The sequence below is a fragment of the Actibacterium sp. genome (assembly GCF_055134745.1).
Genome location: NZ_JBSRVX010000057.1, coordinates 11,430 through 37,918 on the forward strand (window position 1 = coordinate 11,430; position 26,489 = coordinate 37,918).

Below are 26,489 nucleotides of genomic sequence, written 5' to 3' on the forward strand. Positions count from 1 at the left end.
AGAACAATTTAAGAACACTTCTTTAACTTCATCCATGATCGGTCTAGATTGCCCCCATGAGCAGGTTCGATGAAGATGAGGCATTCGCGGCTGGCGCCCGCCAGTCACTTTCGGCGCGCGCGATGGCGGCGCGGCCCATGCCCTATCTGGACGATCTGAACCCCGCGCAGCGCGAAGCGGTCGAAACACTGGATGGCCCGGTTCTGATGCTGGCAGGGGCCGGCACCGGCAAGACCAAGGCGCTGACCACCCGTATTGCGCATCTTTTGAACACCGGCACGGCGCGGCCGCATGAAATTCTGGCCGTGACCTTCACCAACAAGGCCGCGCGCGAATTGAAGGATCGCGTGGCGCGCCTATTGGGCCAGACGGTGGAGGGGATGCCTTGGCTGGGCACGTTTCATTCCATCGGGGCCAAACTGCTGCGCCGCCATGCCGAACTGGCCGGGCTGAAATCGAATTTCACGATTCTGGATACGGATGACCAGATCAGGCTGCTGAAACAGCTGATTGCCGCCGAAGGGATCGACGACAAGCGCTGGCCCGCGCGGATGCTGGCCGGGATCATCGACAACTGGAAAAACCGCGCCTGGACGCCGGACAAGGTGCCGGTGGACGACGCGTCTGCCTTTAACGGGCTGGGGGTGGCGCTCTATGCCGCCTATCAGGATCGTCTGCGCACGTTGAACGCGGTCGATTTCGGCGATCTTTTGCTGCATGTGGTCACGATTTTTCAGGCCCATCCCGACCTTTTGGCGCAATATCAGCGCTGGTTCCGGTTTATCCTGGTGGACGAATATCAGGATACCAACGTGGCGCAGTATCTGTGGCTGCGCCTGCTGGCGGGCGGGCACAAGAATATATGCTGCGTGGGCGATGACGATCAGTCGATCTATGGCTGGCGCGGGGCCGAGGTGGGAAATATCCTGCGGTTCGAAACCGATTTCCCCGGGGCCAAGGTCGTGCGGCTGGAACAGAACTATCGCAGCACCCCGCATATTCTGGCCGCCGCCTCTGGCGTGATTTCGGCCAATGCCGACCGTCTGGGCAAGACCCTGTGGACCGAAGAACAGGACGGCGAACAACTGCGTCTGATCGGCCATTGGGATGGCGAGGAAGAAGCCCGCTGGATCGGCGACGAGATAGAGGCGCTGGAACGTGGCACCCGGCATCTGGACCCTGTTTCGCCCGACGATATGGCGATTCTGGTGCGCGCCAGCCACCAGATGCGCGCGTTCGAAGACCGTTTTCTGACCATCGGCCTGCCGTACCGGGTGATCGGTGGACCGCGGTTCTATGAGCGGATGGAAATTCGCGATGCGATGGCCTATTTCCGCGTCGCCGTCAGCCCCGAGGACGATCTGGCGTTCGAGCGGATCATGAACACCCCCAAGCGGGGCCTGGGTGACAAGGCGCGGCAAACCCTGCAAACCACCGCGCGGCACAACGGCGTGTCATTGATCGAGGGCGCGAAGATTGCCCTGGAAACCGGCTTGCTGGGTGGCAAGGGGGCGACAGAACTGCGCCGGCTTCTGGAGGCGCTGGGCCGCTGGCACGGGGCGGCGCTGGACAACACGCAGAACCATGTCGAACTGGCAGAGGTGATACTGGACGAGTCGGGCTATACCGCGATGTGGCAGGCCGATAAATCGCCCGAGGCACCGGGCCGGCTGGAAAACCTCAAGGAACTGGTCAAGGCGCTGGAACAGTTCGAGAACCTTCAGGGGTTTTTGGAACATGTCGCGCTGATCATGGATAACGAAACCGAAACGGCCGAGGCCAAGATTTCAATCATGACACTGCACGCGGCCAAGGGGCTGGAATTTCAGGCCGTGTTCCTGCCCGGCTGGGAAGACGGGCTGTTCCCCAGCCAGCGGTCGATGGACGAATCCGGGGTCAAAGGGCTGGAGGAGGAGCGCCGCCTGGCCTATGTCGGGATCACCCGCGCGCGCATGTTGTGCACGATATCCTTTGCCGCCAACCGGCGGGTTTACGGCCAGTGGCAGTCGCAACTGCCGTCGCGCTTTATTGACGAATTGCCGCCAGCCCATGTTGATGTTCTGACCCCGCCGGGGCTGTATGGCGGTGGATATGGCGCGGCGGGCATGGCGGCGGGAATCGAAGACAGGGCGGCACGGGCTGATGTCTACAGCTCGCCCGGCTGGAAGCGTCTGCAATCGCGCAACCAGACCCAGGCCGGTTCCCGAACAGGGCAGGGTGCGATGATCGACCTAGGCGCCAGCGCCAGCTATCGCCCCGGCGCGCGGGTGTTTCACCAGAAATTCGGCTATGGCATCGTCATGGGGATCGAGGGCGACAAGCTGGATATCGAATTCGAAAAGGCCGGAGCGAAAAAGGTTGTGGCCGGTTTCGTGACCCCCGCCGATCAGGCCAGCGACGTGCCGTTTTAGGCCGCTGCGCGCAACCGGCCCGGACTATTCTTTTAATGTCACTCTCAAAACGATCCGGCGCTGCCGGGGGTATCCCTGTGCCTGGTGCATGGCTTGGCGATGGTCTTGTCACCGCCGCAGCACATCCCTGCCAAGCAGACATAAAAAAACGGCGGCACCAGGGAGGAGGAGGGTGCCGCCGTTCATTATAGCGAAAGGCCTCAGGGAGGAGGAGGAAGCCTGTCGCATCTGGTTGGGGTGCATGTAATGCATGCGCCCCGGAATAAAAGGGGCGACGACATCAGGGAGGAGGAAGATGCCGCCGCTCTTAGTTACGCCGGACCTCAGGGAGGAGGAGGAAGTCCGCCGTATTTCGTCTGGGGCTGGTGCCCCGGTATAAAAGGGCGGCGACATCAGGGAGGAGGAAGATGTCGCCGCAATTACAGAAAACCCAGGGAGGAGGAGGGGTTTTCTGAACCAAATCCTTATTTCGCTTCGGCCGCCTCGGTGGCGACCCGTTTGATCATCGACCGCGTCAGGCGCAGATCCGCCAGATCACGATCACTCAATTCGTTCAACTCACGCATGGTCTGGCGGTAAGCCCGGCCCCGCGCGGTTGCTTTTTCGACCGCTTCGACCACATGACGCAGTACTGCGCCGATGCCGTTGCGGGAAAAATGAATGCTTTGCGTATGTGCCATCGTGTCGTCTTGCCTTGCTCGTTGGCGACTTTGGTGTCGCCGTTGAGACAAACATACGCCGATGCTGCGCTTGCACAATGGCCGAATATACAATGCTGCCATGCAGCAATTGCATAAGTTCCGCTGACATATTGCGCGCTGTGCATTACAGGTGCCGGGCAAGGGCCCTTGCCCTTGGCGCGTGGCTGCGCCTTTTATGGGCGCGAAAACCGGAGGCTATCATGACTCAGCAACGCGACACTATTCTGGCCTGCCTTGCAGGCGTTCCGCTTCCGGGTGGTGGCGACCTTGTCTCGCGCGACATGATCCGCGCCTTGCAGATCGAGCAGGATCAGGTGCGGTTCGTCATTGAAATCGCCGGTCCGCAAGACGCCGCGGCGATGGAGCCTGTGCGCCGTGCCGCAGAACAGGCCGTCGGGCGGTTGCCGGGCGTGGCGGGTGTTTCGGCGGTGATGACCGCACATCAGGCTTCGGGTCAGCCATCCGGGGGCGGTGCGCCGAATCTGAAGATCGGGCGTCACCCGACGCCGGGCGGGGCTGCGCGTATTGCCGGGGTGGATCGCATTCTCGCCGTCGCCTCGGGCAAGGGCGGCGTGGGCAAATCCACGGTCTCGTCCAATCTGGCGGTGGCGCTGGCCCGGCAGGGGCGGCGCGTGGGGCTGCTGGATGCCGATATCTATGGGCCGTCGCAGCCGCGCATGATGGGCGTGACCAAACGCCCGGGCGCCGCGCCCGATGGCAAGACGATCATCCCCTTGCAGGCGCATGGCGTCACGATGATGTCGATCGGGCTGATGATGGACCCCGACAAGGCGGTGATCTGGCGCGGGCCGATGCTGATGGGGGCGCTGCAACAGATGCTGGGGCAGGTGGCCTGGGGCGATCTGGACGTGCTGATCGTCGATCTGCCGCCCGGCACCGGCGATGTGCAGATGACGCTGTGCCAGCGCAGCCATGTCACCGGCGCGCTGATCGTGTCCACACCGCAGGACGTGGCGCTGCTGGATGCGCGCAAGGCGATCGACATGTTCAAGACGCTGAAAACGCCGGTTCTGGGCCTGATCGAGAACATGTCGATGTATGTCTGCCCCAATTGCGGGCACGAGGCGCATATATTCGGACATGGCGGCGTGCGGGCCGAGGCGGAAAAGCTGGGCCTGCCGTTTCTGGCCGAACTGCCGCTGGCGCTGGATGTGCGTGTGGCGGGCGATGCGGGCGCGCCAATTGCGCTGGGGGACGGGCCGGCAGCAGATGCCTATGCCGCTTTGGCCGCGCGGCTGGTCGCGGGTGGCATGGCCTGATCAGCGGCCGGGAATTCACGGGATTGCCCGCTGCGGGCGTACCTTCAACCTGATAAATCCGAATCACTGTGGCGTGAAAGCATGGGAATTTCCGTGATCTGGCCCGATTCAGGGCGGCGGACGGCTGATTCTGGTGCCGATCTGATGTGAATCGTCGGGGTTTATGGGAATTCGCGGGAAATATTTCGCAGGGATTTTCAGTCTATATATAGAACTTCAAGGGTAGATGGCATCTATATGCAGATCATGTTCACGATTTGATCTTGATCAATACCTTGTATTCGGTTGACATGAAACGCAGCATCTTGTGCCGTTATCGCATTAATCCTGTTGATTTCCATGAATTCCCATGGCATCCCATGTTCATCGGATGAGGACGGGCTTAAAGGGGCGGCAAGAACCCCGAACACGGCAAAAAGTCAGGTTTCATACAGGCACCCGCTTTCACCGAAAATGAAGATCCGGCGCGCAAGCGAGCAGACATCCCCCCAGGTGGCATGCGCAGTCGGACACACCCAGTGATGGGACGAGGGCGGCGGATAGGGCAGTGGCAGCAGCCCGATCCGCCGTTTTCGTTTCCGGCGCGGGTCGATCTAGGCGAGTGGCAAAAGGAGCGTCGCCCGTGGCGCGCAGGTTCAGAGGTGAAAGCCACCACAAGGTGGATGCCAAGGGTAGGGTCTCGATCCCGGCCCTGTTTCGCCGTGTGCTGGAGGCGGGCGACCCCGACTGGACCGATGGCCTGCGTCCGCAACTGGTGATCGTCTATGGCGACCACCGCCGCAAATTCCTGGAATGTTTTACCATCGAAGCGATCGACGAGGTCGATCAGAAAATCGCCGCGATGCCGCGCGGCTCGATCGAGCGGCGGATGCTGGAGCGGCTGATCCACGGCCAGTCGTTCCCCACCGAGGTTGATTCCGATGGCCGCCTTGTTCTGCCGCAAAAGCTGCGCGACAAGATCGGGCTGGAGGGCGAGGCCTTTTTCATCGCCTCGGGCGATACGTTCCAGATCTGGAAGCCCGAAACATACGATACCGAGGAACTGACCAAGACCGAGGCCTGGTTGGACGAACAGCCGGATGATTTCGATCCGCTGTCGCTGCTGGACCGCGCGGGGGGCGTCTGAGCGATGGCCGCAGCCGCCCGCCAGCCCGCCGATCCCGCCCCCCATATCCCCGTCTTGCTGCGCCCGCTTCTGGCGGCAGTCGCGCCGGTTTCAGGTGTGTGGCTGGATGGCACATTCGGCGCCGGCGGCTATGCGCGCGGGTTGCTTGACGCGGGTGCCGAACGGGTCATCGGGGTCGATCGCGATCCGTCTGTTTTTGCTCTGGCGGCTGAATGGGCGAGCGGATATGGCGACAAGCTGAAGCTGGTTCAGGGCGTGTTTTCGAAATTGGATACCTATTGCGATGCGCCGCTGGATGGCGTGGTGCTGGATCTTGGCGTATCCTCCATGCAGCTCGATCAGGCTGATCGCGGCTTTTCCTTCATGAAAGACGGCCCGCTCGACATGCGAATGAGCGGCACGGGCCCTTCGGCCGCCGATCTGGTCAATACGGCGGATGAATCCGTTCTGGCCGATATCCTGTATCAATACGGGGAAGAGCGTGCATCGCGCCGCATTGCGCGCCAGATCGTCGAAACCCGCAAGACCACGCCTTTTGAAACCACCGCCGATCTTGTCGCGGTGATCCAGCGTTGCCTGCCACGCCCGAAGCCCGGGCAAAGCCACCCTGCCACGCGCAGTTTTCAGGCAATCCGCATTGCGGTGAACGATGAACTGGGCGAATTGGTGGAAGGCCTGCTGGCGGCGGAACGGGCGCTGAAACCCGGCGGCAAGCTGGCCGTCGTGACCTTTCATTCGATCGAAGACAGGATCGTCAAGCGTTTCATGCAGGCACGGTCGGGCGGTGCAGGGCGTGCAAATCGTTATGCCCCTGAAATAACAGAAGAAAAATCAACGTTTCGGCTGTTGTCGCGCCGCGCTGTCGGGGCGGACGACGACGAGATTGCCCAAAATCCACGGGCGCGGTCGGCGCATCTGCGTGTGGCCGAACGTACCGGGGCACCCATTACAGATATCGACCGCGCGGCGCTGGGGCTGCCCGCGATCGTCACGACAGGGGGAATGTGAATGCGCAGCTTGCTGTATGTCTTGTCGGCACTGACGGTGATGGGGCTGGCGTGGTGGGCCTATCAGGAAAACTTTCGCACCCAGCAGGCCATAAAGCAGGCCGACAGGCTGCAGCGTGACATCGGCGACATGCGCCAGGAACTGGCGATGCTGCGCGCCGAATGGGCCTATCTGAACCGCCCTGATCGCCTGCGCGAACTGGCCGCGCTCAATTTCGACCGTTTGGGCCTGTTGCCGATGCTGCCCGCGCAATTTGCGCTGATCCGGCAGGTCAGCTTTCCGCTGCCCGATCTTCCCGCCGTTACCAATGCCGTCGATGTCGTCGGCAAGCTGGAGTCACGCCCATGATCCGCACGCCGCTGCGCCCGCTGGCCCGTATTCTTGACGCCCGTGCCCGTGGTGAAAACCCCGAGGCAATCGTGCGTGAAAACCTGCGCCTGCGTCACGAACAACTGCGTGACAAGGCCCGCGCCCGTGCCGAGGGTCGGCTGCTGATTCTGGGTGCGTTGTTCTTTTGCGCGTTTTCGGCCGTGGGCGCACAGATGGGCCTGATGGCATCCTCGGACCCGCAAGAGCCGCGCGCCGCTGTCTCGTCCGGGGCCGCCATCGTCAACCAGCGCGCGGATATCACCGACCGCAACGGCCGGATTCTGGCCACCAACCTGGCGACATATTCGCTCTATGCCCAGCCGCCGCTGATGGTTGACAAGACCCGCGCCGCGCAGGAACTGGCGCGGATATTCCCCGATCTGGATGCCGCCGAACTGGCCGAGGATTTCAACGGCAAGCGAAAATTCCTGTGGTTGAAGAAACGGATCAGCCCTGAACAGCGGCAGATGGTGCATGATATCGGCGATCCGGGCCTGTTGTTCGGCCCGCGCGAGATGCGCCTTTATCCCAACGGCAAGCTGGCCGCCCATGTTCTGGGTGGCACCGGATTCGGACGCGAAGACGTGAATTCCGCCGAAGTGATCGGAATCGCCGGGGTTGAACGTGTCTTTGACACTTATCTGCGCGATCCGGCCAATGGCGGCGCACCGCTGCGCCTGTCGCTGGATCTGACGGTGCAGGCGGCGGCCCGCGAGGTGCTGGACGGTGGCATGAGGCTGATGAACGCCAAGGGCGCCTCTGCCGTGCTGATGGATGTGAAGACAGGCGAGGTGGTTTCGCTCATCTCGCTGCCCGATTTCGATCCCAATGACCGCCCGCGCCCGCTGACCAGCGGCGATGCCGGCGACAGCCCGCTGTTCAATCGCGCGGTGCAGGGGCTGTATGAACTGGGATCGACCTTCAAGATTTTCACCGTGGGCCAGGCCATCGAAGAGCGGCTGGTCAACGCCAATACGATGATCGACACCAAGGGGCCGCTGCGCTGGGGCAAGTTCCGCATCAACGACTTTCACAATTACGGCCCGCAACTGACGGTGTCCGATGTGATTGTCAAAAGCTCGAACGTGGGCACTGCCCGGATCGCGCAGCAGATCGGTGCCGAACGTCAGCGCGCCTTCCTGGGCAAGCTGGGTATGCTGGAACCCACCGCGATCGAACTGACCGAGGCGCCGGGCGTCAAGCCGCAGGTGCCCGCCAACTGGTCAGAGCTGTCGACAATGACCATTTCTTACGGCCATGGCATGTCGGCCAGCCCGCTGCATCTGGCGGCGGCCTATGCGACCCTTGCCAATGGTGGCACCCGGGTGGTGCCGACCTTGCTGGCGGGTGGCCGGCCGGCGGGCGGGCAGCGGGTGATATCCGAACAGACCTCTGCAGTGCTGCGCGATATGTTGCGCCAGGTGGTGGTGCGCGGCACCGCGACTTTCGGCGATGTGCCGGGTTATGCGGTGGCGGGCAAGACCGGCACCGCCGACAAGCCCAAGCCGACCGGTGGCTATTACGATGACAAGGTGATCGCCACCTTTGCCGGCATGTTCCCGGCCTATGATCCGAAATATGTGCTGGTCGTCACGCTGGATGAACCCGAGGAAACCTCGGGCACCGAACCGCGTCGCACCGCGGGCTGGACAGCCGTGCCGGTGGCGGCCGAGATCATCCGCCGCACCGCGCCCCTGCTGGGCCTGCGGCCAGAGATTGAACCCCAACCCAGCTTCGGGGTAACACTGGCACGTAACTAGGGCGGGCCGGGGGCGATGATGGTGGGCGCGGGCACGACGAAATCTTTGAGGGAACTTGGCCTGACAGCGCGCGGCGGGCGTGATCCGCGTGTGACCGGCCTGTCGGTGGACAGCCGCCAGACCAGGCCCGGCCATCTGTTCGCGGCCCTGCCGGGCACCAAGGTGCATGGCGCCGAATTCATTCCCTATGCCTTGCGCATGGGCGCGGGGGCGGTGTTGACCGATGCGGCGGGCGCGCAGATTGCAAAGTCTGAACTGGACGCAAGCGATGCCGCCCTGATCGTGGCGCAGGATCCGCGCCAAGCGCTGGCCTGCGCGGCCGCGCTGTGGTTCGGAACGCAACCCAGAACGATGGTCGCGGTCACCGGCACAAACGGCAAGACATCGGTGGCGACCTTCACGCGCCAGATATGGGCGCTGTTGGGTCACAGCGCCGTCAATCTGGGCACGACGGGGGTCGAAGGCGCCTTTCACGCGCCGCTGAACCATACCACGCCCGAACCCATCACATTGCATCGCTTGCTGGCCGCAATGGCCGCGCAGGGCGTGACCCATGCCGCGATGGAAGCCTCTAGCCACGGGCTGGCGCAGCGCCGGGTTGACGGCGTCAACCTGGCGGCTGCCGGGTTCACCAATTTCAGTCAGGATCATCTGGATTATCACATCGGGTTCGATTCCTATTTCCTGGCCAAGGCCGGGCTTTTCTCGCGCGTGTTGCCGCAGGATGGCACGGCGGTGATCAACATGCAGGATCCGCGCGGCCCAAGCATGACCCAGATCGCGCTGGATCGGGGCCAGACCGTGCTGACCGTGGGCCGCGCCCATGGGGCCGATCTGCGCTTGCTGGCGCAACGCTATGATGCCACGGGGCAGGATCTGCGCTTTGAATGGGCCGGGCGGGCGCATCAGGTGCGGCTGAGCCTGATCGGCGGGTTTCAGGCGGAAAACGTTCTGCTGGCGGCAGGGCTGGCGATTGCCACCGGCGAAGACCCGTTGCAGGTGTTCGACACCTTGCCCGATCTGACAACGGTGCGCGGCCGGATGCAACTGGCGGCGACCCGCGACAATGGCGCGGCGGTCTTTATCGATTATGCCCATACGCCCGATGCGTTGAAAACCGCGCTGGCGGCGCTGCGTCCGCATGTCATGGGGCGACTGGTGGTGGTATTCGGTGCGGGCGGCGATCGCGACAGGGGCAAGCGCCCGCTGATGGGCTCCGCCGCCGCAACCGGGGCCGATGTTGTATTCGTGACAGACGACAACCCGCGATCCGAGGATCCGGCCGGGATACGTGCCGCAATACTGCAAGCCTGCCCGGACGCAACCGAGGTGCCCGACCGCGCCGAGGCGATCCTGCGCGGCGTTGATGCACTGGGGCCGGGCGATGCGTTGCTGATTGCCGGCAAGGGGCATGAGACGGGCCAGATCGTGGGCGATGACGTGTTTCCCTTTGACGATGTGGAACAGGCCAGCGTGGCGGTGGCCGCGCTGGATGGGCGGGTGGCATGACCATGTTGTGGACATCGGATGAGGCCGTCGCGGCGACCGACGGGCGCGTAACGCGGGGCTGGGCGGCATCGGGCGTGTCGATCGACACGCGCAGCCTGCAACGCGGCGATCTGTTCGTGGCGCTGAAGGATGTGCGCGACGGACATGATTTCGTGGCGCAGGCCCTGCAGCAGGGGGCATCGGCGGCGCTGGTGTCGCGCATTCCCGATGGCCTGCCCGATGACGCACCGCTGCTGATCGTGCCTGACGTTCTGGCCGCGCTTGGCTCTTTGGGCATCGCGGCCCGCGCCCGGACCCGTGCCCGTGTTGTGGCCGTGACCGGATCGGTCGGCAAGACCTCGACCAAGGAAATGCTGCGCGCCGTATTGGGCGGGCAGGGCAAGGTGCATGCCGCCGAGGCCAGTTTCAACAATCACTGGGGCGTGCCGCTGACCCTGGCGCGCCTGCCGCAGGAGACCGATTTCGCGGTGATCGAGATCGGCATGAACCATCCCGGCGAGATTGCGCCCCTGACCGCGATGACCCGCCCGCATGTCGCGATGATCACCACTGTGGCTGCCGCGCATCTGGAAGCCTTCGACAATCTTGAGGGGATCGCCCGCGAAAAGGCCAGTATCCTTGACGGGCTGGTGCCGGACGGGGTGGCGGTGTTGAACAACGACCTTGATGTAACGCCGGTCCTGACCGGACATGCCGCCGGGCTGGGTGCAAAGATCGTCACCTTCGGACAGGCACAGGGCAGCGATTATCGCGCGGTGTCCGTTTCGCTGCATGACGACACCACGATCGTGAAGGCCGCCTTGCCCGGCGGGGAGGTGCTGTTCAAGATCCAGGCGCCGGGGCGCCATTTCGCGATGAACGCGCTGGGTGTTCTGGCCGTGGCCGATGCGCTGGGGCTGGATCGCGCGGTTTCAGCCTGCGATCTGGGCACATGGACGCCTCCGGCCGGGCGCGGGCGGCGCGAACGTCTTTCGCTGGATATCATCGACGAGCGCATGGCCTTCACGCTGATCGACGATGCGTTCAACGCCAATCCGGCTTCGCTTGGCGCCGCGCTGGAGGTTCTGGCCGCCGCCCGGCCCGAAGACGGGATCGGCCGCGTGGCCAAGGGCCGCCGGATCGCCGTGCTGGGCGATATGCTGGAACTGGGCGCAGACGAGATCGACCTGCACCGCGCCGTTGCCGGACATCCAGCGCTGCAATCGGTCAGCCTGGTCCATTGCGTTGGCCCCCGCATGCAGGCGCTGCATCAGGCGCTGCCACGCAGACAGCGCGGCGAATGGCATGAAACGGCCCCCGGCATGGCGGCGCGCGCGCATGCACTGGTGGATGCGGGCGATGTCGTGCTGGTCAAGGGATCTAAGGGCAGCCGGGTTTCGCTGGTGGTTGACGCCTTGCGCAAATTGGGACAAGCGGTGCCGACTGAATAACAACCATAACAAGAAGGGCAAGGCGGATGTTATACTGGCTGACCGGGCTGTCGGATGGCGGCGATATCTTCAACCTGTTCCGCTATATCACCTTCCGTGCGGGTGGGGCCTTTTTCACGGCGCTGATCTTCGGATTTCTGTTCGGCCGGCCGCTGATCAACCTGCTGCGCAAGCGTCAGGGCCGTGGTCAGCCGATCCGCGAGGATGGCCCCGCAGGCCATCTGCTGACCAAGCAAGGCACGCCCACGATGGGGGGCGTATTGATCCTTGGGGCGCTGATCGTGTCCACACTGCTATGGGCGCGGCTGGATATCGGCTATGTCTGGCTGGTGCTGTTCGTGACGCTGGCCTATGGGCTGATCGGCTTTGCCGATGATTTCGCCAAGGTGTCAAAGGGCAATCACAAGGGCGTGCCGGGGCGCATCCGGCTGGTGCTGGGGCTGGTGATCGCGGCGGCGGCGGGCGGCTGGGCGATGTATCTGCAAGGCGTGGCGGATGCCGATCAGGTGGCGCGTGTGGCCGAGTATGATCTGCTGGCCGGGCGGCTGGCCTTGCCGGTATTCAAGGACGTGCTGATCAATCTGGGCTGGGTCTTCGTGCCCTTCGCGGTGCTGGTGATCGTGGGCGCGGCCAATGCGGTGAACCTGACCGACGGGCTGGACGGCCTGGCGATCATGCCGGTGATGATCGCGGCCGGCACCCTGGGCGTGATAGCCTATGCGGTGGGTCGGGTCGACTTTTCGACCTATCTTGATGTGCATTATGTGCCGGGCACCGGTGAATTGCTGGTGTTTTCCGCCGGGCTGATCGGCGGGGGGCTGGGCTTTTTGTGGTATAATGCGCCGCCTGCCGCGGTGTTCATGGGCGATACCGGGTCGCTGGCGCTGGGTGGGGCGCTGGGGGCGATCGCGGTCAGCACCAAGCACGAGATCGTGCTGGCCATCGTTGGTGGGTTGTTCGTGGTCGAGGCGCTGTCGGTGATCATCCAGGTGGGTTATTACAAGCGCACCGGCAAGCGGGTTTTCCTGATGGCGCCGATCCACCATCATTTCGAAAAGAAGGGCTGGGCCGAGCCGCAGATCGTGATCCGGTTCTGGATCATCTCGCTGATCCTGGCGCTGATCGGGCTGGCGACGCTGAAGCTGCGTTAGCGTCGGGGGATCACCGGCCCGGGAATGGGGGCGCCGCCCCCGTCCCGCGCCTTGCGGCACGGGCCTCCCCCGGGATACTTGTACGAAAGTGAATGCACGGGGGAAGGCGATGATTCCGGTTCAGGGATATGAAGCTGCGCGGGTGGGCGTGCTGGGGCTGGGCCGGTCGGGGCTTTCGGCGGCGCGGGCCTTGCGCGCGGGCGGGGCCGAGGTGCTTTGCTGGGATGACGGGGCCGGAGCGCGGGCCATTGCCGAAGAGGAAGGCCTTGTCGTCAGGGATCTGACGCGGGGCGGGGCGCTGGATGGTTTGGCGGCGCTGATCGTGAGCCCCGGTATTCCCCATCTTTATCCTGCGCCGCATCCTGCGATCGTGGCGGCCTGGGCGGCGGGTGTGCCGGTGGACAATGATATCGGTCTGTTCTTCCGATCCCTGGCATCGGGGGAATGGGACGGTTTCGAAAGCCCGCCCAGGGTGATTGCCGTGACCGGGTCGAACGGCAAATCGACCACCGCCGCGCTGATCCATCATGTGCTGAGCGAGGCCGGGCGCGACAGCCAGCTGGCCGGCAATATCGGGCGCGGCGTGCTGGATATCGATCCGCCGGGCGAGGGCGGCGTGGTCGTGCTGGAACTGTCGTCCTATCAGACCGAACTGGCGCGCGCGCTGACCCCCGATATCGCGGTTTTCACCAACCTGTCGGCGGATCATCTGGACCGGCATGGCGGGCTGGGGGGCTATTTCGCGGCCAAGCGGCGGCTGTTCGCGGAAGGTGGACCGGACCGCGCCATCATCGGGGTGGATGAGGCCGAGGGGCAGTTTCTGGCCAATCAGATGGCCGAAGGCGCCGCCGATGACCGGTTGATCCGGGTCTCGGTGACGCAAAAGCTGGACGGGCCGGGCTGGGCGGTGTTCGCGCGCAAGGGATTTCTGGCCGAATACCGCAAGGGGCGGCAGGTCGGGTCGGTCGATCTGCGGGGGATGGCCGGGCTGCCGGGGGTGCATAACCATCAAAATGCCTGTGCCGCCTATGCCGCCGTGCGGGCGCTGGGGATTGCGCCCAAGGCGATCGAGCAGGCATTTCACGGGTTTGCTGGCCTGCCGCATCGCAGCCAGTTGGTGGCCGAGGCGGGCGGCGTCAGATATGTCAACGACAGCAAGGCCACCAATGCCGATGCCGCCGCCCATGCGCTGGCCGCGTTCCCGCGCATCCGCTGGATCTGTGGCGGGCTGGAAAAAGAGGGGGGGCTGGGGCCGGTGCTGGATCATCTGGACCATGTCGCCAAGGCCTATGTGATCGGGCGCGAGGCGGCAGGTTTCGCGCTGAAGCTGGGCGCGACCGCGCATGAGGTTTGCGAGACGATGGCCCAAGCGGTGGCCCGTGCCGCCGCCGAGGCCGAACCGGGCGATACGGTTCTGCTGGCCCCGGCCTGCGCCAGTTTCGACCAATATGACAATTTCGAGCGACGCGGTGATGATTTCATCGCACAGGTGCACAAGGCGCTGGGCTGAACACGGCGGCTTGCCGCGACGGCCCGTCGCAGGGGTGTTGAAAAGCGGTTGTGCAATCAAGCCCTTGCGTGGTGTTTTTACAACGCCCAAGTCTTTGGCGAATAAATTTCGATCTTGCTGAAAATGTCACTTGCAATGAATCGGCACTGGCCTTATCTGCCCATCGCAAGACGCCAACGCACGCGCCTCTGGCCGGTGGTCATCACCACCCGCGTTTATGTAGCGACGGTAACGTCTCCCTTGGAACTGAGCGGTCCTGCTGGGCCGAGTCTATTGGAGATGACCATGAACGCTACTGTCACCGACTTTGTCGGACGTAATGCTATCGCCCCCGTATCGCGCATCGAAGCGTTCATTCGGTCGACCCATTTCGACCGTCCGACGCTGGTGCTGGACACCGATGCCGTCGTGAAACAATATCGCGCGCTGGACGCGGGTCTGGGGCATGCGAAAATCCACTATGCCGTCAAGGCCAACCCGGCGCGCGAGATCATCGAGACGCTGATCGGGCTGGGGTCGAACTTCGACGCCGCCTCGCGTGGCGAGATCGAGCTGTGCCTGAGCCTGGGCGCGCATCCCGACCAGATTTCCTTTGGCAACACCATCAAGCGGGTCAGCGACATCCAGTTCGCCTGGAATGCCGGGATCACCCTGTTTGCCGCCGATGCCGAGGAAGAGCTGCACAAGCTGGCCGATCATGCGCCCGGCGCGCAGGTTTATATCCGCCTGATCGTCGAGGCGTCGCAGGCCGACTGGCCGCTGACCCGCAAATTCGGCTGTGCCCGTGACAAGGCGCTGGACCTGCTGGCGCTGGCCACCGAACTGGGCCTGAAACCGGTTGGTTTCTCGTTCCATGTCGGGTCGCAAACCCGCCGGGCCGAGATGTGGACCGACACGCTGGACCAGATCGCCGCGATCTGGCACGAGGCGCGTGCCGCAGGCCATGACCTGACCCTGCTGAACATCGGCGGCGGTTTCCCGGCCTTTTACGGCGACGCGATTGATCACCCGACCAAATACGCCGCCCGGGTGATGGAACTGGTGACCGAGCGTTTCGGCCATGTGCCGCATGTGATGGCCGAACCCGGCCGCGGACTGGTCGCCGAGGCGGGCATGATCGCCGCCGAGGTGCTGCTGGTGTCGAAGAAATCCGACAGCGACACCCATCGCTGGGTCTACCTGGATATCGGCAAATTCTCGGGTCTGGCCGAAACGATGGACGAGGCGATCCGCTATCAGTTCATCACCGACCGCGACCACGAAGAGACCGGCGCCTGCATTCTGGCCGGCCCATCCTGCGACAGCGCCGATGTGCTGTATGAAAAGCGCCCGGTGCAATTGCCGCTGGGTCTGAAAGCCGGCGACCGGTTCATCATCCGCAATTGCGGCGCCTATACATCGACCTATTCCTCGGTCGGTTTCAACGGATTCCCGCCGCTGGATGTGGTCGCGATCTGAATGGACAGGCCCCGGAGCGATCCGGGGCCATTTTGTTCAGCCGGCCAGCAGCCGGTCCAGATTTTCAAAATTGATCCGGATGCTTTCGACCATGGGCGAGGCAAGGACGGCGTCGCGCACAGCGCGCGTGGAATACTCCAGCAGCATCTGCAGATCGGTGCCGCTAGCGGTGGGGGACAGGCTGGTCGTGACCAGGCATTCGCCCTGGGTCCAGTCGTCATCCCATAATTCGCTGTGGACCAGCCTGCGGGGCGGTTCGATTTCCAGAAAGCGATATGTCACGCCGATGGTCTTGCCGGGCTTGCCCCAAACCTGTCGGCCATGGCCGCCGGGGGCCAGATACAGATCGCATTCAATGGTGGGATAGTCTGGCGTGCCCATCCACTGAAGGATCTGGTCCGACTGGGTAAGGGCCGCGAAAACGCGATCGGGCGGGGCGGCAAAGGCGCGGGTGATCGTGATGCCGGTTTCGCCGATGGCGGCAAGATGGGTATCGGGCATGGCGTTCTCTTTCAGTTGCGGTTCTTCCACGCCCGTTTTCCGGCGCGCCGTTCGGCATTCGGTCTGTCCGGTAGCGGCAGGGGTGGGCACAGATCGACCGGCAACAGCGCGGCCAGCGTATCTGCCCGCTGCCGGGTATCCGCCCCTATCGGGCCAAACCGATCTGACAGAAGGTTCGCATGTTCGTATGGGTCTGTGCGGTGATCGTATAGTTCCTCGCCGCCATTGGGATAGAGAATATAGCGCCAGTCGCGGCTGCGCACCGTGCGGGCCAGAATGGGCCAGGGGCGGGTCATGTCATGTTCCCAGACCGAAATCGCATGGCCGCGCAGAGTGTCGGTCTGGCCGCGCAGGATCGGGGTCAGGTTCTGGCCGCTGAACCTGTCGGGGATCGGTATGCCGGCCAGGCCGCACAGGGTGGGGGCCAGATCGGTCAGGCTTACGGGTTCGGGGCTGTTGCCCGGCACGATGCCCGGCCCGCCGATCATCAGCGGCACCCGCAGGGCGCGTTCCCACAGCGAAAACTTGCGAAAGGCCAGCTTTTCGCCCAGTTGCCAGCCGTGATCGGACCATAAAACGGTGATGGTGTTATCCCACAGGTTCAAGTAATCCATGCGGTCCAGCACTCGGCCCAGCAGCGCGTCGGCATAGGAAATCGACGCCAGATAGGCGCGCAGGAAGGCTTTGTATTCTCCGGTTTCCTCCAGCACTTTGCCCAAACGGCCATTGCGGCGTGAAAACCGTTTGCCACCTTGCGGGATTCCCGCCAGCGTGGACCGGTTTTCGGCCGAGAATCCGTTCATGCCCAGGCCCGGCGGATCAGCGACCACATCTGGCAGCGCGTCGAAATATTCTTGCGGCACGATGAAAGGCAGGTGCGGGCGATACAGCCCCAGCGCCCAAAGCGCACCGCTGGCGCCGGCCTGCATCCGGGCGATGATCCAGTCGGTGTTGATCTCGTCGGCCTGCGGGTCAGTGCCGGGGGCGGGGCCGAAATCGGATGCCGGACCCAGGTCGCCGGTGAGGCAGGTCTGGCTGATCGGGGCGAAACTGTCCTGTTCCAGCACCTGAAATTCGTCCCATTCATCGAAATCGAAGCGGGATCGCTGAACATGAAACACCTTGCCCGCCCCGTGACAGGTATAACCGGCATTCCGCAATTGACCGATGACCGAAAGGCGCGCGCCGCGCGCAAAGGCCTGATCGGGTTTATGTGCATTCACATAAAGGCCGGTTTCCCACGGGTTCTGGCCATACATGGTCGCCGCGCGCGACGGGGAACAGGCCGGGGCCGCGGCATAGGCCGACTGGAACACCACCGTGCGCGCAGCCAGGCGTGTCAGGTTCGGCGTGATTGTGTCGGGATGCCCGCCCAGCGGTTCGATCCAGTCGTTCAGATCCTCGATCGACAGAAAAAGGATGTTCGGTTTGGTCAAATCGTTTTCACCCCGCCTGCCTGCGCGCAACTTTAGGCAGCGGCGCGTGGCCTGGCAATGGCCGGAAAAATTTTGCCTGTCGGGGGGCTGGCGGCGGGGTGTCTTGCTCCTTGGCACTGGTGCGAAGCCGGATTTCTGTCTATAGTGGATGACAGACCCGGAAAACCGGGCGAACAGAGGCAGCAGGGCGGTAACCCGATGACCGAGATGGTGTATGGCGCCGCGCCCATGCGGGCAGGCGAGCCGATTCTGCCCCGTTGGTGGCGGACAATCGACAAATGGACCTTGTCCTGTATCCTGTTGTTGTTCGGGATCGGGCTGTTGCTGGGGCTGGCCGCGTCGCCGCCGCTGGCCGCCAAGAACGGGCTTCCCCCCTTTTACTATGTCGAGCGGCAGGCCTTTTTCGGGGGGCTTGCGCTGATCGCGATGTTTGTCACGTCGATGATGTCGCCCGATCTGGTGCGGCGTCTTGGGGTGATGGGGTTTGTGGTATCCTTCGTCGCGCTTATCCTGCTGCCGGTGCTGGGCACCGATTTCGGCAAGGGCGCGGTGCGGTGGTATTCGCTGGGTTTTGCCAGCCTTCAGCCGTCTGAATTTCTCAAGCCTGGTTTCATTGTGCTGTCGGCCTGGCTGATGGCCGCCAGCCAGGATCTGAACGGTCCGCCGGGCAAGCAGATATCCTTTGTCATTGCGATGGTGATCGTGGGTTTTCTGGCGATGCAGCCAGATTTCGGGCAGGCGGCACTGATCCTGTTTTCCTGGGGTATTATCTATTTCGTGGCCGGTGCGCCGATCCTGCTGTTGGTCGGCATGGCCGGATTGACGACCCTGGGCGGTATGGTCGCCTATAACAATTCGGAACATTTCGCCCGCCGGATCGACGGCTTCCTGTCATCCGATATCGACCCGCGCACCCAGATCGGCTATGCCACCAACGCGATCCGCGAAGGCGGGTTCTTTGGCGTCGGGGTGGGCGAGGGCCAGGTCAAGCAATCGCTGCCCGATGCCCATACCGATTTCATCATCGCCGTCGCCGCCGAGGAATACGGGCTGGCGCTGGTGCTGATCATCATCGCGCTGTACGCCACGATCGTCGTGCGCAGCCTGATGCGGTTGATGAAAGAGCGTGATCCGTTCATTCGTCTGGCTGGCGCCGGGGTGACCTGCGTGTTCGGTGTGCAGGCCCTGATCAACATGGGGGTTGCGGTGCGCCTGCTGCCGGCCAAGGGCATGACCCTGCCCTTTGTCAGTTATGGCGGGTCTTCGCTGATCGCCGGGGGGATCACGGTGGGGATGCTGCTGGCCTTTACCCGGTCGCGGCCCCAGGGCCAGATTGGCGACATCTTGATGCGAAAGGGCCGGTGATGGCCGGTGGTCGCGCACCGCTGCTGGTGATCGCGGCGGGGGGCACGGGGGGACACATGTTCCCGGCTCAGGCGCTGGCCGAAACGATGCTGGCGCGGGGATGGCGTGTGCGCCTGTCGACCGATGCGCGCGGGGCGCGATATGCGGGCGGCTTTCCTGCGCTTGTTGAAATCGAACAATTGCCGTCGGCCACCTTTGCCCGTGGTGGCGCTTTTGCGCGCGCGGCTGTTCCGTTTCGAATATTCGGCGGTGTGGCCGCAGCCATGATCCGCATGCTGCGGGACCGTCCGGCAGTGGTGGTTGGCTTTGGTGGCTATCCGGCGATTCCGGCGGTGGCGGCGGCGGTGGTGTTGCGGCTGCCGCGCATGATCCACGAACAGAATGGCGTGCTGGGCCGCGTGAACCAGATTTTTGCCAAGCGGGTGCATGTGGTGGCCTGTGGCACCTGGCCCACGGCGGTGCCAGAAGGCACAGAGCATTTCCATACCGGTAATCCGGTGCGTGCCGCCGTGCGCGACCGTGCCGGGGCGCCCTATATTCCGCCGGGCGATTACCCGATGTCGGTTCTTGTTATCGGGGGCAGCCAGGGTGCGCGCATCCTGTCGGATATGGTCCCGCCTGCGCTGGCGGCATTGCCTGAGAACATTCGCAGACATCTGCGTATCGCGCATCAGGCCCGCGCCGAAGATCTTGATCGGGTGCGACATGCCTATGACGTCGTCGCGATCAATGCCGAGGTGCGGCCGTTCTTTGATGACATTCCCAAGCGGCTTGTCGATGCGCAACTGGTCATCAGCCGCTCGGGCGCGTCGTCGGTGGCGGATATATCCGTTATCGGACGGCCCAGCATCCTGATCCCTTTCGCGGCGGCTGCCGCCGACCACCAGACGGCGAATGCGCGGGGGCTTGTTCAGGCCCAGGCCGCGATCCTGATCCCGGAATCGGCGCTTGAGCCTGCCACGCTTTCACAGCAGATAGCATCGGTTCTGACACAGCCGCAGGGGGCGTTGCAGATGGCCAATGCCGCGCTTGGCGCCAGCCGGCCCGACGCGGCCGAGCGGCTGGCCGAACTGGTCGAAACACTTGCAGGCAGGGGGCCCAGCACATGAATGCAGCCGCAACCAAACTTCCCACCGATGTCGGGCCGATCCATTTCGTGGGCATCGGTGGCATCGGCATGTCGGGCATTGCCGAAGTGCTGTTGAACCTTGGCTATACCGTGCAGGGGTCGGACCTGAAGGCCAGCAAGATCACCGATCGGCTGCGCTCGCTTGGGGCGACGATCTTTGAAGGCCAGCACGCCGACAACCTGAAAAGCGCCGCCGTCGTGGTGATTTCATCGGCGATCAAGCCGGGCAATCCCGAACTGGACGAGGCGCGGGCACGCCATCTGCCCGTGGTGCGCCGGGCGGAAATGCTGGCCGAACTGATGCGCCTGAAATCAAACGTCGCCATTGCCGGCACCCATGGCAAGACCACGACCACAACGATGGTCGCGACCCTGCTGGATGCGGGCGGGCTGGATCCCACGGTGGTCAATGGCGGGATCATCCACGCCTATGGGTCCAATGCCCGGATGGGGCAGGGCGAATGGATGGTGGTCGAGGCCGACGAAAGCGACGGCACCTTCAACCGGTTGCCCGCGACCATCGCCATCGTCACCAATATCGATCCCGAACATATGGAACATTGGGGCACGATAGAAAACCTGCGCCAGGGGTTTTACGATTTCGTGTCAAATATCCCGTTTTACGGGCTGGCCGTGTGCTGCACCGATCACCCCGAGGTTCAGGCCCTGGTGGGGCGTGTGACCGACCGGCGCGTGGTGACCTTTGGCTTCAACGCGCAGGCCGATGTCCGGGCGGTCAACCTGACCTATGCCGGCGGGGCGGCGCATTTCGACATTGCGTTGCAGGCCGAAGACAGGGTGATCACCGGTTGCACCCTGCCGATGCCCGGCGATCATAACGTATCGAACGCGCTGGCGGCCGTTGCCGTGGCCCGGCATCTGGGCATGAAGGTGGAAGAAATTCGTGCCGCTCTGGCCGCGTTTGGCGGGGTCAACCGGCGGTTCACCAAGGTCGGCGAGGTTCTGGGCGGCGTGACCGTCATTGACGATTACGGCCATCACCCGGTCGAGATCGCCGCCGTTCTGAAGGCTGCCCGGCAGGTGACCACGGGCCGGGTGATCGCGGTGCATCAGCCGCATCGCTATTCGCGCCTGCACACGTTGTTCGAAGATTTCTGCACCTGTTTTAATGATGCCGATGTCGTGGCCATCGCCGAGGTGTTCGCAGCGGGCGAGGCCCCGATCGAAGGCGCCAGCCGCGACGATCTGGTCGCCGGCCTGATCCGCCACGGCCACCGCCATGCACGCGCCCTGCTGACCGAGGACGATCTGGAGCGGCTGGTGCGCGAACAGGCCCGGCCCGGCGATATGGTCGTCTGCCTTGGGGCGGGCACGATTTCGACCTGGGCCAACAACCTGCCTGCGCGTTTGGGAGGATAGGGCCGTTGGCAGACATGCTCAAACGCCGTATCGGATTGGGTCTTCTGACCGCCTACGGCGTCGGGGTGATGGTCGGCGCGGGAATCTATGTGCTTGTGGGGGCCGTTGCGGGCACAGCCGGGGTCTGGGCACCGGTTTCCTTTCTGACCGCAGGGCTGATCGCGGCCCCCACGGCGCTGAGCTATGCGGAGTTTTCGACACGGATCCCCGAAGCGGCGGGTGAGGCGGCCTTTGTCGCGCAGGGGTTGAAACGGCCCGCACTGGGGTTGCTGGTCGGGCTTGCCATCGTCGCGGCGGGCACCGTTTCCGCCGCCGCAGTATTGCGGGGCGGGGTCGGATATCTGACATCGGTTGTCGATCTGCCGGCGCTATGGGCGATTGTCGGACTGGGCGCGATGCTGGCGGCAGTTGCGGTGGCGGGCGTTCTGGAAAGCCTGGCGTTGGCCGCGCTGTTCACTGTGATCGAGATCATTGGCCTGGGGCTGGTCATCTGGGCCGGGGCCACGGGCGCGGCGGGCGCCGAATTCGTCGCCCCTGCCGCGCCGGTCTGGACAGGGATAACGGCGGGGGCCGTTCTGGCCTTTTTCGCCTTTATCGGGTTCGAAGACATCGTCAACATGGCCGAAGAGGTCGAGAACCCTGCCCGCACCTTGCCGCGGGCAATTCTTTTGTCGATGGCGATCACGACGGTGATCTACATTCTGGTGGCATGGGCGGCGGTGCGGGCCGTGCCGCTGGCGCAACTGGCTGCCAGCGAACGCCCGCTGGCGCTGGTCTGGCAGGTGGTGCGGGGGGGCGATGCCCGCTTTCTGGCGCTGATCGCGGTGGTCGCGGCGTTGAACGGGGTGCTGGCGCAGATCGTAATGGCGGCCCGCGTGCTGTTCGGCCTGGGGCGGCGGCATGCGGTTCTGGGTATATTCCACAAGGCCCACGCCCGGTTCGGCACGCCGGTTCTGGCAACGGTTCTGGTCAGCGGCGTGGTGGTGCTCGGTGCGGTCAGCTTGCCCGTGGCAGCGCTGGCGGAAACCACATCGACAATCCTGCTGGCGGTCTTCGCGACGGTGAATGCCGCGCTGATCATGGAAAAACGCCGCACGCCGGATGCGCCCTTCCGCGTTCCTGTGGCGGTGCCAGCGGTTGGCCTGATTGCGGCGCTGGGCGCGCTGGCCCTGAATCTGGGGGCGGCATGAGCATTCTGGTCTGGGCCTGTCTTTGGGTGGTTGCGGCGACGATCACGGCCTTTTGCCGATGCGGTATCAGATCGTGCCCGGCCTGGCCTTGCTGATTGCCGCGCCGGTTCTGATCGTGTTGCTGGCGCTGACCTATAATATCTGGGTCGCGCTGGTGGCCTTGCTGGGCTTTCTGTCGATGTTCCGACGCCCCCTGATCCATCTGGCACGCCGCTTGCGAGGGCGGATATAGATGGCGCCGTCATTGATTCTGGTATGTGTCTGGGTTGTGCTGGCAAGCCTGCTGTCGCTGCTTCCCAGCCGCCGCAAACATTGGCCCGCGGCCTGGGTTCTGATCGCGCTTGGGGTACCCTTGCTGGGGTATGTCACCTGGCAAATGGGGCCGGTCTGGGGGCTGGCGGCGCTGGGCGTGGGCATATCGGTGCTGCGCTGGCCGGTGATATATCTGTGGCGTCGGGTGATGCGGCGCGGATAGGGGCGGCGGGCCAGTGTCCAGCCCATACTCTCCTTGCACCACGGCTTAGCAGGCACTAGCAATCCGTCATGACCCTGACCCTTCCCCCCGTGCGTGGCACGATTACCTCGAACCGGCCGCTGGCCGATCTGACCTGGCTGCGGGTGGGCGGCCCGGCGGATTGGCTGTTTCAGCCTGCCGACGCTGACGATCTGGCGGCGTTTCTGGCGGCGCTTGATCCGGCGGTGCCGGTGTTCCCGATGGGGGTTGGCAGCAATCTGATCGTGCGTGACGGTGGGCTGCGCGGTGTGGTGATCCGGCTTGGGCGGGGGTTCAACGCCATTGATGTGACGGGGGATACCGTTACCGCGGGTGCGGCCGCGCTGGATGCGCATGTGGCGCGGCGGGCGGCGCAGGCCGGAGTCGATCTGACCTTTCTGCGCACGATCCCTGGCGCAATCGGCGGCGCGGTGCGGATGAATGCGGGCTGCTATGGTGGATATGTATCCGATTATTTCGTTTCTGCTTCGGTGGTTACGCGCGCTGGTGAAAGCATCGCGCTAACGGCGGCGGATTTGCAATTCGGCTATCGTGAAACGGTTCTGCCGCAGGGCTGGGTGATAACCGGCGCAACATTACGCGGGCCACGGGCCGCGCCAGAGGCGCTTGAGGCGCGCATGCAGGACCAGATTGCCCGGCGCGATGCGTCCCAGCCCACACGCGACCGCAGCGCCGGTTCGACGTTTCGCAATCCGGCGGGGTTCAGTTCGACCGGGCAGGCCGATGACAGCCATGATCTGAAAGCCTGGAAGGTGATCGACGAGGCCGGCCTGCGTGGCGCGCGGCGGGGCGGGGCGCAGATGTCACCCAAGCACCCCAATTTCCTGATCAATACCGGCGATGCGACGGCGGCAGACCTGGAGGGGCTGGGCGAAGATGTCCGAAATAAGGTCTTCCAAAACAGCGGAATAAAGTTAGAATGGGAAATCATGCGGATCGGCGAACCGGTCCCTGAATAACAAGTCCGAAAACGGGTTTCCAAAAGACCCTGAAAGAGGCGGTAAGTGGCGGGTGTGTCGAGCAGGGCAGCCCCCAAAGTGGCGGTAATCATGGGCGGACCCTCGGCCGAGCGCGAGGTGTCCTTGTCCTCTGGGCGCGAATGCGCCGCTGCACTGGGGCAGGCAGGGTATGACGTGGTGTCCGTGGATGCCGCGGTCGACCTGCCCGCGCGGCTGGCCGAAATCAAACCCGATGTCGTATTCAACGCCCTGCATGGCCGCTGGGGCGAAGATGGCTGTGTGCAGGGCCTGCTGGAATGGCTGGGCATCCCCTATACCCATTCGGGGGTGTTGGCATCCGCGCTGGCGATGGACAAGCAGCGCACAAAGGACGCCTATCGCGCCGCCGGTCTGCCCGTGGTCGAAAGCCGTCTGGCCAGCCTGGCCGAAGTGCGCGCGCGCCATGTGTTGGTGCCGCCCTATGTCATCAAGCCCAATAACGAAGGATCGTCGGTCGGCATCTATTTCGTGCATGACGGCGCCAATGGCCCGGCGCAGCTGTCGGATGACATGCCCGATATGGTTCTGGTCGAGGCCTTTGCGCCGGGGCGCGAACTGACCACGACGGTGATGGGCGACAGGGCGCTGACCGTCACGGATATCCTGACCGATGGCTGGTATGACTATGACGCGAAATACAAGCCCGGTGGATCGCGCCATATCGTGCCGGCCGATCTGCCGGCCGAGATTTTCGATGCCTGTCTGGATTACGCGCTGCGGGCGCATCGCGCGCTGGGCTGTCGCGGCGTCAGCCGCACCGATTTCCGCTGGGACGAGGCGCGCGGGCTGGCCGGGCTGATCCTGCTGGAAACCAACACCCAGCCGGGCATGACGCCGACATCGCTGTCGCCTGAACAGGCGGCGGTTTGTGGCATTGCGTTTCCCGAATTCTGTGACTGGATGGTTAGGGACGCGTCATGCAACAGATAACGCCCAACCCCCGCCGCGATCCGGCGCCGACGCGCCTGGCTTACCGGATGAACCGGCTTTGGCTGACGCCACTGTTCCGGCGGTTGCTGCGGCTGGGCTTGCCCGTCTTTTGCCTGATGTTTCTGCTTGTCTGGTTTCTGGGCGATACCCCTCGGCGTGAAGCCCTGGTCGCAAGCTTTGTCGATATGCGCCGCAGCATCGAGGAGCGCCCCGAGTTTTCTGTCCAGCTGATGGCGATAGACGGTGCCTCGTCCGAGCTGGATCAGGATATCCGCGAGGTCGTGCCGGTAGATTTCCCGGTCAGTTCGTTCGATCTGGATCTGGAAGCGATGCGCGAGATCATCGCCGGGCTGGATGCGGTGGCGCGGGTCGATCTGCGGGTGCGTCCCGGCGGCATATTGCAGATCAGCGTGCAGGAACGCAGCCCTGCCGTGGTCTGGCGTGGGCGTGAAGGACTGCAACTGCTTGACAGCACCGGCCACCGGGTGGCCGCACTGGGCGCGCGCACCGAACGCGCCGATCTGCCGCTGATCGCCGGGGATGGCGCTGACGCCTTCGTGCCCGAGGCGCTGTTGCTGCTGGAAGCAGCGCGCCCGATCGCGGCGCGGGTTCGCGGGCTGGCGCGTATGGGTGAACGGCGCTGGGATCTGGTGCTGGACCGCGATCAGCGCATCCTGCTGCCAGAAACCGGGGCGCTGGCGGCGCTGGAACGGGTGATCGCCCTGAACCAGGCCGAAGAATTGCTGACGCGGGATGTGACGGTGGTCGATATGCGCAACAGCGCCCGACCCACCCTGCGCATGACGCCAAAGGCCGCCGAAGACATGCGGCACATCAAGACAATCGAGGCAGGAGCAAGCAACGGATGACCGATCTCTATCAATCGCAACGGGCCATGCGGCGGATGCGCAAACAGGCGATGGACCGGGGCGTGATCGCCATTCTGGATGTGGGCAGTGCCAAGATTGCCTGTCTGGTGCTGCGCTTTGACGGGCCGGACCGGTTTCGCGGCGGCGACGGGGTCGGCGCGCTGGCAGGGCAATCCTCGTTCCGGGTGATCGGTGCCGCCACGACCCGCTCGCGCGGCGTGCGCTTTGGCGAGATCGACGCCATGGCCGAAACTGAACGCGCGATCCGCACCTCGGTGCAGGCCGCCCAGAAGATGGCCAATCTGCGGGTCGATCACGTCATCGCCTGTTTTTCGGGGGCGCAGCCGCGGTCTTATGGTCTGGATGGCCAGATCGAGCTTGCCGAAAGCGTGGTCAGCGAAGACGATGTGGCGCGGGTGCTGTCTCCCTGCGATGTGCCCGATTTCGGGCAGGGCCGCGAGGTG

At 64.1% G+C, this 26,489-nt stretch carries 24 protein-coding genes; 21 read left to right on the forward strand and 3 right to left on the reverse strand.

Going from position 1 to position 26,489, the window contains the following annotated elements; all coding sequences use genetic code 11:
* The first annotated feature begins 56 nt into the window (after positions 1-56).
* Positions 57-2,411: an ATP-dependent helicase gene (locus ACTCHC_RS12595; RefSeq protein WP_463022850.1), complete on the forward strand. Its 2,355-nt coding sequence runs from the start codon at positions 57-59 to the stop codon at positions 2,409-2,411.
* Between the two features lie 464 nt (positions 2,412-2,875).
* On the opposite strand, the gene ACTCHC_RS12600 is transcribed toward ACTCHC_RS12595, so the two are convergent.
* Positions 2,876-3,091 (reverse strand): DUF1127 domain-containing protein, encoded by a 216-nt coding sequence (locus tag ACTCHC_RS12600; protein WP_463022851.1) that lies wholly within the window; start codon positions 3,089-3,091, stop codon positions 2,876-2,878.
* Between the two features lie 221 nt (positions 3,092-3,312).
* On the opposite strand from ACTCHC_RS12600, the gene ACTCHC_RS12605 reads away from it, so the two are divergent.
* The 10 genes from ACTCHC_RS12605 (at position 3,313) to ACTCHC_RS12650 (ending at position 15,713) form a co-directional block, all read left to right on the forward strand.
* Positions 3,313-4,392: an Mrp/NBP35 family ATP-binding protein gene (locus tag ACTCHC_RS12605; protein WP_463022852.1), complete on the forward strand. Its 1,080-nt coding sequence runs from the start codon at positions 3,313-3,315 to the stop codon at positions 4,390-4,392.
* Positions 4,393-5,014: 622 nt separating this feature from the next.
* Positions 5,015-5,518 (forward strand): division/cell wall cluster transcriptional repressor MraZ, encoded by a 504-nt coding sequence (gene mraZ / locus ACTCHC_RS12610; RefSeq protein ID WP_463022853.1) that lies wholly within the window; start codon positions 5,015-5,017, stop codon positions 5,516-5,518.
* Between the two features lie 3 nt (positions 5,519-5,521).
* Positions 5,522-6,526: a 16S rRNA (cytosine(1402)-N(4))-methyltransferase RsmH gene (gene rsmH / locus ACTCHC_RS12615; RefSeq protein WP_463022854.1), complete on the forward strand. Its 1,005-nt coding sequence runs from the start codon at positions 5,522-5,524 to the stop codon at positions 6,524-6,526.
* On the forward strand, positions 6,527-6,874 hold the full coding sequence (gene ftsL, locus ACTCHC_RS12620) for a cell division protein FtsL (protein WP_463022855.1): 348 nt from the start codon (positions 6,527-6,529) through the stop codon (positions 6,872-6,874).
* Positions 6,871-8,655, forward strand: coding sequence for a peptidoglycan D,D-transpeptidase FtsI family protein (locus ACTCHC_RS12625; RefSeq protein ID WP_463022856.1), 1,785 nt, complete (start codon positions 6,871-6,873; stop codon positions 8,653-8,655). Before ftsL ends, ACTCHC_RS12625 begins: the two co-directional genes overlap by 4 nt.
* Before the next feature lie 18 nt (positions 8,656-8,673).
* On the forward strand, positions 8,674-10,164 hold the full coding sequence (locus ACTCHC_RS12630; protein WP_463022857.1) for a UDP-N-acetylmuramoyl-L-alanyl-D-glutamate--2,6-diaminopimelate ligase: 1,491 nt from the start codon (positions 8,674-8,676) through the stop codon (positions 10,162-10,164).
* Entirely contained in the window at positions 10,161-11,594 is a 1,434-nt protein-coding gene (locus ACTCHC_RS12635) for a UDP-N-acetylmuramoyl-tripeptide--D-alanyl-D-alanine ligase (RefSeq protein ID WP_463022858.1), read from the forward strand. Before ACTCHC_RS12630 ends, ACTCHC_RS12635 begins: the two co-directional genes overlap by 4 nt.
* A gap of 26 nt (positions 11,595-11,620) precedes the next feature.
* Positions 11,621-12,745, forward strand: coding sequence for a phospho-N-acetylmuramoyl-pentapeptide-transferase (gene mraY / locus ACTCHC_RS12640; protein WP_463022859.1), 1,125 nt, complete (start codon positions 11,621-11,623; stop codon positions 12,743-12,745).
* Positions 12,746-12,854: 109 nt separating this feature from the next.
* Entirely contained in the window at positions 12,855-14,255 is a 1,401-nt protein-coding gene (murD, locus tag ACTCHC_RS12645; RefSeq protein ID WP_463022860.1) for a UDP-N-acetylmuramoyl-L-alanine--D-glutamate ligase, read from the forward strand.
* 285 nt (positions 14,256-14,540) lie between these two features.
* The gene (locus tag ACTCHC_RS12650) at positions 14,541-15,713 is read left to right on the forward strand and encodes a type III PLP-dependent enzyme (protein WP_463022861.1); all 1,173 of its coding nucleotides are present in this window, start codon (positions 14,541-14,543) and stop codon (positions 15,711-15,713) included.
* Between the two features lie 36 nt (positions 15,714-15,749).
* Here the strand turns inward: ACTCHC_RS12650 and ACTCHC_RS12655 are convergent, their stop codons facing one another.
* Together ACTCHC_RS12655 and ACTCHC_RS12660 are read right to left on the reverse strand one after the other, a co-directional pair.
* A complete protein-coding gene (locus ACTCHC_RS12655) occupies positions 15,750-16,214 on the reverse strand; it encodes an SRPBCC domain-containing protein (RefSeq protein WP_463022862.1) in 465 nt (154 codons plus the stop codon).
* 11 nt (positions 16,215-16,225) lie between these two features.
* Positions 16,226-17,650: a sulfatase gene (locus ACTCHC_RS12660; protein WP_463022863.1), complete on the reverse strand. Its 1,425-nt coding sequence runs from the start codon at positions 17,648-17,650 to the stop codon at positions 16,226-16,228.
* Between the two features lie 198 nt (positions 17,651-17,848).
* Between ACTCHC_RS12660 and ftsW the strand changes: the two genes are divergently transcribed.
* The 10 genes from ftsW to ACTCHC_RS12710 form a co-directional block, all read left to right on the forward strand.
* Positions 17,849-19,015, forward strand: a complete 1,167-nt coding sequence (ftsW, locus tag ACTCHC_RS12665; RefSeq protein WP_463022864.1) for a putative lipid II flippase FtsW — start codon at positions 17,849-17,851, stop codon at positions 19,013-19,015.
* Positions 19,015-20,124 carry a UDP-N-acetylglucosamine--N-acetylmuramyl-(pentapeptide) pyrophosphoryl-undecaprenol N-acetylglucosamine transferase gene (locus ACTCHC_RS12670; protein ID WP_463022865.1) on the forward strand — a complete coding sequence of 370 codons (1,110 nt, stop codon included), beginning with the start codon at positions 19,015-19,017 and terminating at the stop codon, positions 20,122-20,124. Before ftsW ends, ACTCHC_RS12670 begins: the two co-directional genes overlap by 1 nt.
* Positions 20,121-21,524 (forward strand): UDP-N-acetylmuramate--L-alanine ligase, encoded by a 1,404-nt coding sequence (gene murC, locus ACTCHC_RS12675; protein WP_463022866.1) that lies wholly within the window; start codon positions 20,121-20,123, stop codon positions 21,522-21,524. Before ACTCHC_RS12670 ends, murC begins: the two co-directional genes overlap by 4 nt.
* A 5-nt stretch (positions 21,525-21,529) precedes the next feature.
* Positions 21,530-22,714: an APC family permease gene (locus tag ACTCHC_RS12680; RefSeq protein ID WP_463022867.1), complete on the forward strand. Its 1,185-nt coding sequence runs from the start codon at positions 21,530-21,532 to the stop codon at positions 22,712-22,714.
* A 58-nt stretch (positions 22,715-22,772) separates the two neighbouring features.
* Positions 22,773-22,946: a hypothetical protein gene (locus ACTCHC_RS12685; RefSeq protein WP_463022868.1), complete on the forward strand. Its 174-nt coding sequence runs from the start codon at positions 22,773-22,775 to the stop codon at positions 22,944-22,946.
* On the forward strand, positions 22,947-23,189 hold the full coding sequence (locus tag ACTCHC_RS12690) for a DUF2484 family protein (protein WP_463022869.1): 243 nt from the start codon (positions 22,947-22,949) through the stop codon (positions 23,187-23,189).
* Positions 23,190-23,257: 68 nt separating this feature from the next.
* A complete protein-coding gene (murB, locus tag ACTCHC_RS12695) occupies positions 23,258-24,187 on the forward strand; it encodes a UDP-N-acetylmuramate dehydrogenase (protein WP_463022870.1) in 930 nt (309 codons plus the stop codon).
* Positions 24,188-24,265: 78 nt separating this feature from the next.
* Positions 24,266-25,156 carry a D-alanine--D-alanine ligase gene (locus tag ACTCHC_RS12700; protein WP_463022873.1) on the forward strand — a complete coding sequence of 297 codons (891 nt, stop codon included), beginning with the start codon at positions 24,266-24,268 and terminating at the stop codon, positions 25,154-25,156.
* Entirely contained in the window at positions 25,144-26,025 is an 882-nt protein-coding gene (locus ACTCHC_RS12705) for a cell division protein FtsQ/DivIB (protein ID WP_463022871.1), read from the forward strand. Before ACTCHC_RS12700 ends, ACTCHC_RS12705 begins: the two co-directional genes overlap by 13 nt.
* Positions 26,022-26,489 (forward strand): cell division protein FtsA (locus tag ACTCHC_RS12710; protein WP_463022872.1); only part of this gene is annotated, 468 nt, incomplete at its 3' end. The genes ACTCHC_RS12705 and ACTCHC_RS12710, both read left to right, overlap by 4 nt.

Bases quoted from the DNA above. Each gene is read 5' to 3' on its own strand.
- ACTCHC_RS12650 (WP_463022861.1), top strand. From the start codon at position 14,541: ATGAACGCTACTGTCACCGACTTTGTCGGACGTAATGCTATCGCCCCC.
- ACTCHC_RS12635 (WP_463022858.1), top strand. From the start codon at position 10,161: ATGACCATGTTGTGGACATCGGATGAGGCCGTCGCGGCGACCGACGGG.
- ftsW (WP_463022864.1), top strand. From the start codon at position 17,849: ATGACCGAGATGGTGTATGGCGCCGCGCCCATGCGGGCAGGCGAGCCG.
- ACTCHC_RS12595 (WP_463022850.1), top strand. From the start codon at position 57: ATGAGCAGGTTCGATGAAGATGAGGCATTCGCGGCTGGCGCCCGCCAG.
- murB (WP_463022870.1), top strand. From the start codon at position 23,258: ATGACCCTGACCCTTCCCCCCGTGCGTGGCACGATTACCTCGAACCGG.
- rsmH (WP_463022854.1), top strand. From the start codon at position 5,522: ATGGCCGCAGCCGCCCGCCAGCCCGCCGATCCCGCCCCCCATATCCCC.
- ACTCHC_RS12625 (WP_463022856.1), top strand. From the start codon at position 6,871: ATGATCCGCACGCCGCTGCGCCCGCTGGCCCGTATTCTTGACGCCCGT.
- ACTCHC_RS12685 (WP_463022868.1), top strand. From the start codon at position 22,773: ATGCGGTATCAGATCGTGCCCGGCCTGGCCTTGCTGATTGCCGCGCCG.
- ACTCHC_RS12670 (WP_463022865.1), top strand. From the start codon at position 19,015: ATGGCCGGTGGTCGCGCACCGCTGCTGGTGATCGCGGCGGGGGGCACG.
- ftsL (WP_463022855.1), top strand. From the start codon at position 6,527: ATGCGCAGCTTGCTGTATGTCTTGTCGGCACTGACGGTGATGGGGCTG.
- ACTCHC_RS12655 (WP_463022862.1), bottom strand. From the start codon at position 16,214: ATGCCCGATACCCATCTTGCCGCCATCGGCGAAACCGGCATCACGATC.
- mraY (WP_463022859.1), top strand. From the start codon at position 11,621: ATGTTATACTGGCTGACCGGGCTGTCGGATGGCGGCGATATCTTCAAC.
- ACTCHC_RS12690 (WP_463022869.1), top strand. From the start codon at position 22,947: ATGGCGCCGTCATTGATTCTGGTATGTGTCTGGGTTGTGCTGGCAAGC.
- murC (WP_463022866.1), top strand. From the start codon at position 20,121: ATGAATGCAGCCGCAACCAAACTTCCCACCGATGTCGGGCCGATCCAT.
- murD (WP_463022860.1), top strand. From the start codon at position 12,855: ATGATTCCGGTTCAGGGATATGAAGCTGCGCGGGTGGGCGTGCTGGGG.
- ACTCHC_RS12630 (WP_463022857.1), top strand. From the start codon at position 8,674: ATGGTGGGCGCGGGCACGACGAAATCTTTGAGGGAACTTGGCCTGACA.
- ACTCHC_RS12605 (WP_463022852.1), top strand. From the start codon at position 3,313: ATGACTCAGCAACGCGACACTATTCTGGCCTGCCTTGCAGGCGTTCCG.
- ACTCHC_RS12705 (WP_463022871.1), top strand. From the start codon at position 25,144: ATGCAACAGATAACGCCCAACCCCCGCCGCGATCCGGCGCCGACGCGC.
- ACTCHC_RS12600 (WP_463022851.1), bottom strand. From the start codon at position 3,091: ATGGCACATACGCAAAGCATTCATTTTTCCCGCAACGGCATCGGCGCA.